General features: G+C 62.0%; 9 protein-coding genes and 2 pseudogenes. 5 read left to right on the top strand and 6 right to left on the bottom strand.

The window, feature by feature from the left end; all coding sequences use genetic code 11:
• Positions 1-1,118: 1,118 nt before the first annotated feature.
• Positions 1,119-3,746 carry a heavy metal translocating P-type ATPase gene (locus tag BN903_RS04245; protein ID WP_079890574.1) on the bottom strand — a complete coding sequence of 876 codons (2,628 nt, stop codon included), beginning with the start codon at positions 3,744-3,746 and terminating at the stop codon, positions 1,119-1,121.
• 127 nt (positions 3,747-3,873) lie between these two features.
• Between BN903_RS04245 and BN903_RS15535 the strand changes: the two are divergent.
• A pseudogene (locus BN903_RS15535) lies at positions 3,874-4,089 on the top strand (zinc ribbon domain-containing protein); the annotation flags it as partial.
• A gap of 45 nt (positions 4,090-4,134) precedes the next feature.
• On the opposite strand, the gene BN903_RS04240 reads toward BN903_RS15535, so the two are convergent.
• On the bottom strand, positions 4,135-4,821 hold the full coding sequence (locus BN903_RS04240) for an SCO family protein (RefSeq protein WP_048076544.1): 687 nt from the start codon (positions 4,819-4,821) through the stop codon (positions 4,135-4,137).
• A gap of 103 nt (positions 4,822-4,924) precedes the next feature.
• Positions 4,925-5,428 carry a helix-turn-helix domain-containing protein gene (locus BN903_RS04235; protein WP_048076543.1) on the bottom strand — a complete coding sequence of 168 codons (504 nt, stop codon included), beginning with the start codon at positions 5,426-5,428 and terminating at the stop codon, positions 4,925-4,927.
• A 166-nt stretch (positions 5,429-5,594) separates the two neighbouring features.
• On the opposite strand from BN903_RS04235, the gene BN903_RS04230 reads away from it, so the two are divergent.
• Positions 5,595-5,945: a hypothetical protein gene (locus tag BN903_RS04230; protein WP_048076542.1), complete on the top strand. Its 351-nt coding sequence runs from the start codon at positions 5,595-5,597 to the stop codon at positions 5,943-5,945.
• Between the two features lie 41 nt (positions 5,946-5,986).
• On the opposite strand, the pseudogene BN903_RS04225 reads toward BN903_RS04230, so the two are convergent.
• The 3 genes and pseudogenes from BN903_RS04225 to BN903_RS04215 all read right to left on the bottom strand — a co-directional run bounded on the left by BN903_RS04225 (position 5,987) and on the right by BN903_RS04215 (position 9,705).
• A pseudogene (locus tag BN903_RS04225) lies at positions 5,987-6,851 on the bottom strand (ABC transporter permease subunit).
• Positions 6,848-7,663, bottom strand: a complete 816-nt coding sequence (locus BN903_RS04220) for an ABC transporter ATP-binding protein (RefSeq protein WP_048076541.1) — start codon at positions 7,661-7,663, stop codon at positions 6,848-6,850. Before BN903_RS04220 ends, BN903_RS04225 begins: the two are co-directional and overlap by 4 nt.
• On the bottom strand, positions 7,660-9,705 hold the full coding sequence (locus tag BN903_RS04215) for a NosD domain-containing protein (RefSeq protein ID WP_048076540.1): 2,046 nt from the start codon (positions 9,703-9,705) through the stop codon (positions 7,660-7,662). Before BN903_RS04215 ends, BN903_RS04220 begins: the two co-directional genes overlap by 4 nt.
• Positions 9,706-9,875: 170 nt before the next feature.
• Between BN903_RS04215 and BN903_RS04210 the strand changes: the two genes are divergently transcribed.
• From BN903_RS04210 to BN903_RS04200, 3 genes are all read left to right on the top strand, one after another.
• Positions 9,876-10,667 (top strand): sulfite exporter TauE/SafE family protein, encoded by a 792-nt coding sequence (locus tag BN903_RS04210; RefSeq protein ID WP_048076539.1) that lies wholly within the window; start codon positions 9,876-9,878, stop codon positions 10,665-10,667.
• Positions 10,668-10,762: 95 nt separating this feature from the next.
• Positions 10,763-11,392, top strand: a complete 630-nt coding sequence (locus tag BN903_RS04205) for a nitrous oxide reductase accessory protein NosL (protein WP_048076538.1) — start codon at positions 10,763-10,765, stop codon at positions 11,390-11,392.
• 164 nt (positions 11,393-11,556) lie between these two features.
• The gene (locus BN903_RS04200) at positions 11,557-12,465 is read left to right on the top strand and encodes a substrate-binding domain-containing protein (RefSeq protein WP_048076537.1); all 909 of its coding nucleotides are present in this window, start codon (positions 11,557-11,559) and stop codon (positions 12,463-12,465) included.
• Positions 12,466-12,960: the final 495 nt, after the last annotated feature.

Below are 12,960 nucleotides of genomic sequence, written 5' to 3'. Positions count from 1 at the left end.
CCTATCCCCTGTGTGCCTTGCCTCCCACGACTGGACGTAATAACTTCGTATAGCATACATTATACGAAGTTATACGAGAACGCGTTCGCCCTCGCGGACGAGGATCCGATCGCCGGGAGCCAGCGAATCGACTGACACCTCCGTCGCGTCGTCACCGTCGAGCCGCCGAGCGCTGTCCACCTGCGAGACGGTGAGTTCCGTAAGCCGTTCGAGCGCCCGCTGTTTGATCGAGGTCTCGTAAAACGAGACGCCGGAGACGACCGCCGCGACGACGAGCGTCAGGTCGTAGAAGATGTTGTTGTCCCCGAGAAGCACCGCGCCTGTACCGTAACAGAACGCGCTGACGACGGTGATCGCGACGAGAAGATCTGTCGTCGGGCGACGCATCTTCAGACTGAGGTACGCGCCGCGTAACACCGGCATGCCGGTGAAAAACAGCACGATTACGGTTAACACGAAGTAGATACGCAAGAACAGGAAGCCGCTGCTCCCGCTCAGCTGGAACGCGCCTTCGAACCCGTCGAGGAACGTGGCGTCGACGTACGGCGCGAGGTGGGTTGGGTACATAATGGCCACGTACGGGACCATCAGGAACGCACCGAACACGATCCCGGCCGCGTACCGGAGCCCGAGGACCTCGTCGCTCCGACGTTTCCGGATGCCGTCCGCTTCCCGCGATCGACGCGTGCCGCTCGCGTCGCCGTCAGCGTTCGCCTCGGATCGAAGAAACGCGGTGTAGCCGGTCCTGCTCAACGCGTCGCGGAGGTCGTCTACCGACACCGTGTCCGCGTCGTGATCCACGCGAATCGTCTCAGTGACGTAACTCGCCTCTGCGGCGACCACTCCGGACTGCGTATCAGCAATGTGTTCGAGATACGCTTCACACGTCGACGAGTACATCCCGTCAATTCGGAAGAACGTCCGCGTGACGGCGTCCGAGTGCGATCGTTCCGGAGCCGCTCCCGTAGGGGATCGGTCTGGTGTGTCAGCGCGACCGAGCGCTCGGTCGATGTCCCGACACCCAGTACTACAGAACGCTCCGTCTGAGTCCCCCGAGACGGAGCCGCCAGCAATCGGTTGCCGACAGATGTCGCATTCGTCGGTACGACCGCCGTCGCTCATGAACCGCCGATACCGTCCGTGAGTTCCGTCGGTGCGATCCGTGAGAGCCGCATCGCGTTCCCGGTGACGGCGGTCGTCATCCCAGCGTCGCCCGCCAGCACCGCGAGCCAGATCGGGACGAGCCCGAAGGGGACGCCGACCGCGAGCGCCGCCTTCACACCGAGACTCGCGAAGATGTTCTGTCGGATGACGCCGTTGGCGTCGTGCGACAGTTCGTACAGGTAGGGGAGCCGCGAGAGGTCATCACCCATCAGCGCGATGTCAGCGGTCTCTAAGGCCGTGTCCGTCCCCGCGGCACCCATCGCAACGCCGACGGTCGCGGTCGCGAGCGCCGGCGCATCGTTGACGCCGTCGCCGATCATCGCGACGTCGCCGTACTCCTCGGCGACCGCCTCGACCGCAGCCACCTTCTCGTCCGGAAGAAGTTCGGCGCGGTAGTCGTCGACGCCGACGCGCTGGGCGATAGCTCCTGCCGTGCGTTCGTTGTCGCCCGTGAGCATCACGACGTGCTTGACACCGAGGTCGTGGAGCCGCTCGACCGTCGCCCGCGCTTCGGGTCTGACCTCGTCGGCGACGGCGATGACGCCCTCTAGTTCTTTCTCGGTGCCGACCAGCACCACCGTCTTCCCCTCCGCCTGTAGCTCCGGGACGACGGTGTCGAGTAGGTCGAGACAGCGGTTCTTCTCGCACAGCTGCCGCGTTTTCTGCGTGACGACGCCGCCGTCCGTCGCCGCGTGGACGTGCGTGAGATCGAAGCCGAGCTCCTCGAAGAAGCCCGGCTTGCCCGCGTAGTGGGTCCGGCCGTCGAGGTCGGCGCGGACTCCCTTGCCGGTGATGCTCTCGAACTCGTCGACCTCGCGGTCCGGGACCGAGCGCTCTGTCGCCCGTTCGACGATCGCCTCGCCGATCGGGTGTTCGCTGCGTGATTCGAGACCGCGAGCGCAACGAAGCACGTCGTCTTCGGTGTTGTCGTTGAGCGGGACGACGTCCGTCACCGTGAGTTCTCCTTTTGTGAGCGTCCCCGTCTTGTCGAGGGCGATGGCGTCCACACCTCCCATCGCTTCCAGGTGTGACCCGCCCTTGATTAGCACGCCGTTTTTCGCCGCGCTCGTGATCCCGGAAACAACCGAGACAGGCGTCGAGATGACGAACGCACATGGACACGCCAACACGAGCAGCGTCAGCCCGTACACGACCGCGGTCGGCCAGGTCACGCCGAGAACGGACGGACTCGCGACCGTCGTCAGGACCGCGAACGCGACGACGACAGGGGTGTAGTACGTGGAGAACCGCTCGACGAACTGCTCCCGATCGGTCTTGTTCGACTGCGCGTCCTCGACCATCTCGACGATCCGTGACAGCGTGTTGTCACCCGCGGTCGCCGTCACTTCGATCTCGAGGTACCCCTCCTCGTTTATCGACCCGGCGTACACGTCGTCGCCGAGCGTCTTGTCAACCGGGACGCTCTCGCCGGTGATCGGCGCTTGGTTGACCGCACTTTCGCCGTCGACGACCTCACCGTCCATCGGAATCTTCTCGCCCGGGCGGACGACGACCACGTCGCCGATCGCGACATCTTCGACCGGGACGGTCGACTCCGTACCGTCCCGTTTGACGCGTGCCTCGTCGGGCGAGAGATCCATCAGCTCCCGCAGGGAGTTCCGCGCACGGTCCATCGAGTAGGCTTCGAGGAGTTCGGAGACGCTGAACAGGAACGCGAGCGTCGCGGCTTCGAAGTACAGCGCCTCACCGAATACGAAGCTCGCGACGAGCGCACCGAGAATCGCGACGGACATCAGGAAGTCGATATCGAGGTTCAGGTTCCGCGTCGAGTAGTAGCCGTCGCGGAATATCTCTTGACCGGCGATCGCCACCGCGACGAGGAACGCCCCGTCCGCGATCGTCAGTTCGGCACCGAGTACCGACGCCACGGCCGCGTTCTGTCCGGGAACGAGGAACTCGAACACGAGGCCGACTGCCACGAAGACGCCGCTGACCCACGTCTTGATCGCTCTCGGACTCGTCCAGATACTGTCCGTTTCCTCAGTATCCGCTCCGTCAGTCGCACTCTCGTCCCAGTCGTTCACGCTGTATCCAGCACTTTCGATTGCGTCGACGATCCCTCCCTCGTCGATCGCGGTGGGGTCGTACGAGACGCGTACCGTTCCTGTCATCGGTTGGGTCTCGCGCTCCGTGATACCCGTTCGACGATCGAGTGCGTTCTCGACTTTCCCGGCACAGGACGCACAGTCCATCTCCGGAACGGAGAACTCCGCGGTCGTGATGTCGGCACCCTCGACATCGTACCCGGCCCGTTCGACGCGGTTCCTGATCGCGTCCGAATCCGCTTGGCCGGGATCGTGTGTAACCGACAGCGTGCCAGTCGTTACCTGTGTATCGATCTGCTCGATACCATCGAGTGTCTCGACGCTCGACTCGATCTTCCCAACGCAAGAGGGACAGTCCATACCGGGGACATTTAGCGTCGTGACCCCGGCTTCAGGCGGTGAATCGGTCTTCCCGTCACTCACACCGTTTTCAGCCGATGCGTCGTGAGCACTGTGGCTATGTGCGTCTGGATTCCGATCATTTGGCGGGTCAGTCCCTTCATCCGAGACAGTCATTATCAGAAGATAGCCGGTGAAGACTTAACAAATTAGCTGTTGATTTTGGGGTATAAATTAATACTTCTTAACAATATATTGCGACTGAGTTATTAAATAAGAGGGGCATTGTTGATACAGGTAGTTGAATAATCGTCCACACAACACCGGTCAAGACGAGTTCGGTTGTCTGAAGTGTGGATACGATGTTCACGCGGATTACAACGCAGCGAAGAATATCGGTCTGAAGTACCTCCGCGACCAGCAAAAGTCTGGGCGTGGAGGCGCACCCGTAGGCGTGCGCTTGAACAGCGGGATGTTGAATGTGAACGGCGAGTATTCGTCTACTGCTCTCAGCAGTTAGAACGGGAGTCCAAGCTGAATGCCACCCCCTTCAGGGCGCGGTAGCTTACTCGGTGGTGACCTGTTCGACATCGTTCACGAGTCGTTCGATGTCCGTTTGCGGTCCTCTCGGGTACGCACGCTCAACGATCCCCTGCTTATTTGCGAGGAGGATCAGCCCATAGTGCGGGAATTGGTACTCAAGATTCTCGTACTGATCGGCTGACGCCTTCTCAATCTTGAGCCCGAAATGCTCGTCTAACAGCTCCTGACCTCGTTCGTAGCTTTCCGGGCGGAGGAAGTGCCAATTGTTCGCATCGAGGTTCACCCCTTGCTGGCCGGCGTACTCACGGAGCGTTTCGGCGGTGTCGCGCTCGGGGTCGAACGTCTGCGCGAGAAATACCGCCTCATCGCTGTACCCCCCTTCGGTAGCAGCCTCCTGTGCGCGACGGAGCCGGAGGATGAGCGCGGGACACACCCCGTCCGGGCAGTTCGTGTAGAACGACGTCCAGAGGATGGCACGCTCACCTTCATACTCACTAATTGATATCTCTTCATTCGTGATCGGGTCCGGGACGGTGAAGTGTGGCATCTCATCGCCGTAGCTCGGGTGAACGGCCTCGCTTAGGTCCTGTTCTGGGGGACCGAGGACAGTTCCCTCAGCACCTTTGTCACCGAGTACGCCGAGACAACCGGCGGTACCGATAGTCGCACCTATTGCTCCAGTCGATTTACAAAACGTTCGTCGGTCCATACTCGATCGTGGTCGATCTGAGGACTTGAGGTATCTGGTGTGATCCTCGAATGCGTGTTCCCGCGTCCGATCTGTGCGTATGGTCGACTTATCGAAGCGGTGGTCACTCAAAGAGCTCGTCGACGGTCCGGACGAACCGATCGACGAGCCGGTCCGGTAGCGACGGCGACACTGTCTCGATGAGTTCGGCCGTGCGCTCCGGACGGTTCAACGTGAGTGTCATCGGTCGATCGTCGGACTTCTCGACGATCCCGTTTTCCGCGAGCGTCGAGACGTGCCACGAGATCGTACTTCGTGCGAGATCGAGATCACTCGCGAGCGTTTTCGGTCGCTTCGGGCCGTCAGCATGAAGCCGGACGAGGATCTCCCGGGTGGTCTCTCGTCTGAGAAACGCGAGAGCCCGTCGTTCCCACGGATCGAACGACGGGGCAAAATAGTGTGTGCGGCCGCCGATCCGCTCGACGGCGAGTTCGTCGTTACGGACGAGACGACGGAGATGGTACTGGACTTGGCCAGTCGCGATATCGAGATCGCGGCCGACCTGGTTAAAGTGGACACCGGGTGTGTCGCAAACGTGGCGTCGGATCTGAGTCCGGGTGTCCGGCATCTGTGGTCAGCCGACATAGCCGTTACCCGAGTAAAACGTGTGCGTTCGTTATCTCTGCTTGGGAACGGACGAAACCGCGGCGTTAGCCGACAAATCAGTTCAGAACGACACGAGGTCCCGTTCGAAGGGTCGTTTTCTTATTCGTCCCCGTTCAAAGGCCGTTGTGATGCGGCCAATCGCCCTCCTGTTGTCGGCGATCGATGGGTGGTCCGTGGAGGGATCACTACTGCTGCTCGCGGCTGCACTCGTCGCCGGAATGGGTACGGGTATCCTTTTCGTCGTCAGCGCCGTCGCGTATCGTCGCCGCCAAGGGGCACAGTACCAGTTGATCGCTGTCGCGGTCAGCATGTTGTTGTTCCGGTCGATTGTGGGCACAGGAACGATCCTCGGTATCGTGCCGATGCCGATCCACCACTTCGTCGGACATGGTCTCGACTTTTTGATCGCAGCGATCATTCTCTACACGGTGTACGCATATGCGCCAGGATCGGTCGGGAACGACACCGTCTCAGACTGAACAGCGATATTTGCCGAAGCGATTGGGAATCGAATTTCGTCTCAGTATTCTCCGAACCGCTCGCGGGCCCGCTCGACGACGACATCAACCCGAGCGGCGTACGTGAGCGTCGTGACAGCGACCGCGATCCCGGCGAGGATCCAGACGACGAGTGAGCCGACCGCGCGGCTAGTTTGAACAAACCTGCCGTCAGGGGTGAAAGCGACGCCGATAACGTGTTCGAAGATCAGTCCGCGAAACGCCCCGTTCGGAGTCAGCGTGATCGCTCCGGCGATCTCTTCCGGAGACATACCTCCCGCCAGCGACCGGAGGATCGCGAGGTCGCCGCCGAGGACGCCGACGAGCAGTGCGAGGAGACCGAGTGCGATCGCGCTCCGTCGGCTCGACGCCAGCGCCGAGACCGCTGCCGCCAGCGACAGGTACGCGGTCCCGAAGAGGAGGACGAACGCGAGGAACCGCACGAAAAGAAGCGGCGAGTCTACTCCGCTATGCGTCGCGAAGATTCCTGTGTCCGGCGTCGCAGTTATCCAGACGTATAGCCCGACCAGCGCGAAGGGAACGCCCACGATCGCGACGAGCGCCGCGATACGCGCCAGTAACAGCCGAGAACGTAGCCGACGGTACTCACGGGATAGGTCCGTATCACAGCGAACTCGCCGCTCGTGGCGTCCGTGAGCAGCGCACGGTACCCGAGCACTATCGCGAGAAGCGGGACGAGTAGCTCTGTCGGGAGCAGAAGATCGACGACTGCCGGCACGAACCCGGTCCCCCGCCCCCACCGACCGCGACGAGTCCGCCGAGCACGATGAGAAGTCCTGCTGCGAGGACGGCGTAGCCAGGAGTCCGTCGAACGGTTACCAGTTCGCGACGGAACACGGTCCCGATGTCCGCGAGCAACCGACTCATCGGTCCGACACCCCCGTGACGTGGACGGACTCCGGCGCAGCCTCATTCACGTCCTTGGAGTCGTCGTCGCCGTCTGTGTCACCGGTATCGATATCGCTCTCGGCGCTCACTCTATCGTTGACGACCGCGCGGTACAGACCCTTCACGTCGTCGACGCCGTAGTCATCCACCAGGCGATCGCGGGAGCCCGCCACGGCCACGCGACCGCGGTCGAGCACGACAACGTCGTCGGCGTACGTGTCGACGAGGTCGAGGTCGTGGGAGCTGACGACGACGGCAGTGTCGTCGCTCGCACGGGCCGCTGCGGCTCGGAATGCTCGCTCGCGCATCTCCGGATCGAGCCCGCTTGTCGGCTCGTCGAGCACCGCAATCGCCGGGTCGCCAAGCGTCGCCTGTGCGATCCCGAGGAGGCGTCGCATTCCACCTGAGAGCGCCGAGACGCGCTTGTCGCCTGCGTCGGCAAGTCCCACGTCCGCCAGCGCCGCGTCGGGATTGTCACCGACGAGCGCTGCATAGAAGCCGAGGGTCTCTCGGGCCGTGAACTCACCACGAAACGGGACCCGTTGCGGGAGATAGCCGATCCGCTTGTCACTCCCGTCGTCAGTACTGCCCTCGTGAGCGTACCGCACCGCTCCCGCGGTCGGCTCGACCGCTCCCGCGAGGACGCCGAGCAGCGTCGACTTCCCGGAGCCGTTCGGACCGACGACGGTGGTGATGCCGGAAGTGATCGAGAGCGAGACCTCGTCGAGAACCCGGATCCCCCCGTAGGTCCGAGTCAGGTCGACGACCTCCGCGAGCACGCGCTCACTCATCTGTAATCACCCACTCTGGCGCTGTTCCGATTTGTCGTATTCTGGTCCGTCGTGTTCTCATGAGTCGTGTCCTGCTCGCCGGTGAGCGAGCCCAGTTCAGCTCGCCAGTCCGCGTGGATCGGTCCCTCGTGTTCGGCGTCGGAGCCGGTCACCGCGTCGATTCGTTCGGGATTGTATGGCTCAGACGCCGGTATCGGGTCGATGATGCTTCCGGAGCGGGCACCGGGGACGGTGCCGCGGAGTCGATCGAGTAGAACTGCCGCGGGCGACTCGCGCACGGTAACAGCCGATACCTCGCGGTGGAGCGCGGAATCAACCGGTGAGGTCGGGCGATACGCTCGCTCGCCAAACAATTGCTGCCCAACATTCGCTCCCTCCCAGTAGTTACCGCGATCACCGTTAGCCCAGACGCGAAGCGCGCCCGCACCGGCGGCAGCGTGGTTTTCGTTGCCGACGAAGTCGTTTGCCACGACACGACTCGACGGGACGATCGTCGTCGCACGCGCGCCGAGTTCGTTGTCGGCGACCACGTTGTGTTCGTACAGCGACCCGCGCGCACTCGTCGAGAATCCGAGTTCGTTGTCGACGAGCGTGTTGTACCCGATGTACGTTCGCGTTCCCGACGACTGGATTCCCGCACTAGAGTTGCGCACGTCGTTGCCGACGATTGCGTTCCCTGAAGGACGGGTCATCACGGTGACCCCCGCGAACAGTTCGTTTCGGGCGGTGTTGTCCGCGACCAGCGCGTCGCCGGTGAACATGAGATGGATGCCGTACCGGTTGTCAATGAACGTCGAGTTCCGGATGATCGAGCCGTCCGCGCGATGGAGGTAGATCCCGTCACGACCGCCCTCAAACCGGCTATCAGTCACGGTTACACGCGACTCCATCCCCGTGATTCCCATGAACCCGTCCTGCCACGTCTCGGACCCGTCGACGCGGAGGTCGCGGACGACCGCATGTGAACCCTCGCGCAACAGGAGCCCGCTCGCGTTCGTTTCTATCGCGACGTCGTCGACGACGAGCCCCGGTGCGGCAATCGCTCGGATCCCGGCGTCGCCGTGGCCGTACCCGCTCTGGATGTTCGCGTCCCACGCCTCGTCTTTAGAGGTAGGTGCCGCCTCCGGATCTCGCGTCCGGTTTCCGACACCGTCGATCCGGAGTCCCCGGATGGCGACATCGGCCGCGCGAACGGTGACGACCGATCCGTTGCCGTCGCCGCTGATCCGCGCGCCGTCGCCCGCGATAGTTACGGATTCGTTGACCGTCACCGTCTCATGATATTCTCCCTCTGGGACGACGACCGTCGTGTTCGACGGGGCCGCCGCGACCGCCGCGTCGATCGTCGGCGCGTCTTCCCCGACGACCACCGAAACCGGACGGTCGGCGGTTCGTTCCGCCCTCGCGATCCGATCGTTGGCCGCCTGCCACCGACTCGGTGCGAGCGACCGCACCGTCGCTGCGGAGTCGACGTCGAACGAGCGGTTCCGGACTGATTCCCAGCCGACCACCGATCCGTTATAATCGGCCGCGAACGACTCGGCCGCGTCTCGACTTCGGAAGGGGATCACGGCCTCGCCAGCCGGCATGCGGGCGCCGGTGTCGACAACGTAGTTCGCTTCCTCGGCCGGAGTCCATCCGCCGGCTCCGGTCGCCGTGAACAGCCCGTCGCTGGTCGTGTCCGGATTTTGGTGATCGAAGGTCTCGACGTACGCAACGAGCGGGTAGCCGAACTGGCGCTCGGTCCGTCCGTCCGACAGAGATGTCACGAACGAACCGATCCCGTTGTATCCGACGACGTACTGTAGCTGCGAGTAGAACACCTGCGTCCGCGGGAGCGTTGCGTTTCCGGCCATCATCGCGTCGGTCTCCGACGAGAGCCCCAGTTCGGTGGTGTCGTCGTACGCCACCGGATCGGGAACCGACTCGGCCGGATCAGCGACAAATGCACCCGCAGTTACGACCACGGCGAGGGTCATGATCGCGGCAACCGCGAGGCGAACATGTCGCGACCGGTTGTCATCGGGAGCGAAAACTGCCACACGATCACGTCGGTCTGTGGTGACTTATCGAATCTGGTGTGACTCTCGAACGCGCACGATTGCGGGGTCCGCAGAGCAAAAATTCCCAGCTGTCATCGCGGCACTCGACTGGATCTGTTTATCGAGGATCGTACCAGACGACACAAGCCGGTCGGTAACTGACACTACGTATGATCGAGTCGCTGTTCCGGATCGACGTCGCACTGTTCCTCCTCATCGGTGTGTTTGGCGGCGCACACTGCATCGGGATGTGCGGTCCGCTCGTGACGATGTATTCGAAACAGATGACGCCGCAGCCGGACGGCGGCACCGCGACGGTCGACGACGGACGGGCCGGGCATCTCACGACCTACGAAGTCCGACAGCACTTCCTGTTCAACGTCGGACGAGCGACGACGTACGCGATCCTCGGAGCCGTCTTCGGTGCGCTCGGGAGCGTCGTGTTCGTCACCGCCGACCAGCTGACGCCGGTCGCCGATCTCCTGCGCGGTACCGTCGGCCTCGCGGTTGGCGGGTTCATCGTGGCGACAGGGGTTCGGTACGTTATCGGGGGAAGCGGCGGCGATATTCGCATACCGGGCGTCCAGCGCGTAACGTCGTGGCTCGCAGCGAGAGTTCATCGCCACGTGAACAGCCCGAGTATCGTCGGTCTCGGTGCCGTTCACGGATTTCTCCCCTGCCCAATGTTGTATCCCGCGTACCTGTTCGCCTTCGCGAGCGGCTCCCCGACGACCGGCGGGATCGCTCTCGGTGCCCTCGGTGTCGGGACGATTCCGGCCGTCTTCCTCTACGGAACCGTCATCCAGTCGATCGATGTCACCCACCGGCGTCGCGTCCATCGGCTGCTCGGTGTCGTGTTCGTCGTGCTGGGGTACGTCCTGTTCGCACACGGACTGATGGCGCTCGGCGTCCATCTCCCGCACCCGATGTTCCCGCACTACCAGCCGCTCGGCGGGATGTGACACCGACACGTTCTGTAGGCCACTCGCCTCAGTAAGCAGCTGGCGTTCGACGGCCGCACCAGAATGGTATTCGGTACGTGGCCGAACGGTAGCGTATGGATCTCAAATTTGGCCAGCGTTCGGTGTCGCGTCGACACGCTGTTCATGCGATCGGTACAGGAGTTGCGATAGGTCTCGCCGGCTGTCTCGGAAACTCTGCCGAGTCGGTTCCTGATCCAGTAGATCTGTCGGGGCAGAAAACGGACTACCAAGGCGGAATGGTGATCGGAGATCACGGCGGGCCTAATGGACAGGTTTTCTACGCCGACGCAGAGCCGGAACCCAGACAAGGACCCGCCGAGGACGCTGAAGATACAGCCCACCTCGCTTGGTTTCACACGCTCGCACACGGGCTCTTTCCGTATCACTTCGACATGGTGGATGACGGTGCGGAAGCGACCGCGATCTACGTCACGGACTACTCTCGCGTCAACTGGGAGATCCCCGAAGGAACGGAACGGAAGAAGATGCCAGCGCCGACCGCACCGGATACTTTTGCGGATGCGACTGATCTCACCTACGCCGTCAAAACGGACGTGATGGGGGGAATGGGCCCGGACCTACTGCCGTTCTCTGACAGTGATGAAGCTGAAACGTTCGCGGAGGATTACGGTGGGCGGACTCTCGGGTATGATGAGATCGACAGACAACTCCTTGAGGGGATCCAAATGACTGGGATGGAGTGAATTAACGCCTCCCTTTAGATTTCATTGGCTTTGTTGAAATCCTCAGCAGTTGATAGTTTCACACCTCAATCGTTCAGTACAGGTGATAGCTATCACTTATCGAACTGTGTAAGTGTATATTATAACATAACTATATTACGTAGCCAGAATTAGTTATGATTCATATGGACCGTCGGCGGTATCTTCAGGCAGTGGGTATCAGTGGGACCATCTCGCTTGCTGGATGTTTAACTAACTCTTCTACCGCTGATGCCCCGGATGTAACGGGAGACACGCTGACGCTTGCGACTGCAACGACTACCCACGATAGCGGGCTTCTCGATGAACTTCTCCCTGGATTTCAAGACCGGTTCGGGACGCAGGTCGATACCGTGGTCCGCGGGACTGGCGGAGCCTTGCAGACGGCCCGAGCTGGTGACTGTGATGTTGTTATCGTCCACGCTCGGCCACTTGAAGACGAATTTCTCCGAACTGGGGCCGGAATCAACCGTCGACAGGTGATGGTTAACGATTTCGTAGTGGTTGGACCGGCAGATGACCCGGCCAATATCGCAGGCGAGGACCCGGTTACTACGTTCCAACGCATTGCTGAGGCTGAAGTCAGGTTCTTGTCTCGGGGCGACCGCTCCGGAACGCATCTTCGTGAGCGTCAATTGTGGGCCGAAGCAGGCATTGACCCGAGTGGGTCGTGGTACAGCGAAACGGGCCAGGGAATGGGGAATACGCTGAACCTAGCGACCCAAACCGAAGCGTACACCCTAAGCGACCGTGGGACGTTCCTCAACGTCATTGAGGATACACTGGAGGCACACGTCAATTATGGGATCGAGAGCCCACCAGCGCTACTTCGGAATGAGTACGCGGTGATCCCTGTCAACCCTGCCCGCCACGACGTAGCGTACCCGCTAGCGATGGCCTTCGTTGGCTATCTTACTGGTCCTGCCCAGACCCAGATCAGTGAGTTCCGAATAGCTGATAAAAGGGCATTTCGTTCTCTTACACCCTCACAGGAACCAGAGTTTGGGCAGTACATCCCGAGCGACTGGCAAACAGAGACGAATGTTACAGGGTGAACCACGCCATGAACGGCGACACCTACCCCGGCGGGATGATCGGCGGGATGGTGTACGACAGCGTCACCGACACCGAGCAGTTCGCCTCGATGATGGATCTGGCGGGCTACGAGGGCTAAATTCGGGAAACGCGGCCCATTCCGGACCCTCCACCTACCCGGAGAACTCCGACTCGCTCACACGGACGATGACCGTCTCGTCGACGTCGCGGAGGTCGTACTCGGGCGTCTCGCCCTGTCGCCGTCGAACGAACAGCGGCTCGACCGGGCGGCCGTCGACGAGGCCGAACACCTTCAGCCGCTGGTCGGTCTCCTCCGGGGGGACCGCGCCGTCGCGGACCTCGCGGGCCAGGTGCCGCGAGAGCCACTCGTCGGGGGAGACGGACGGCTCCAACACCAGCGCCTCCTCGACGAAGCGAGCGAGGTACCAGTCGAGGTCGTTCTCGTATAACTTCGTATAATGTATGCTATACGAAGTTATTACGCCGCGAAACCG

Source organism: Halorubrum sp. AJ67, from assembly GCF_000513435.1.
The sequence above is the reverse complement of the archived record's forward strand: the minus strand, read 5'-3'. Positions and strand labels throughout refer to the sequence as shown.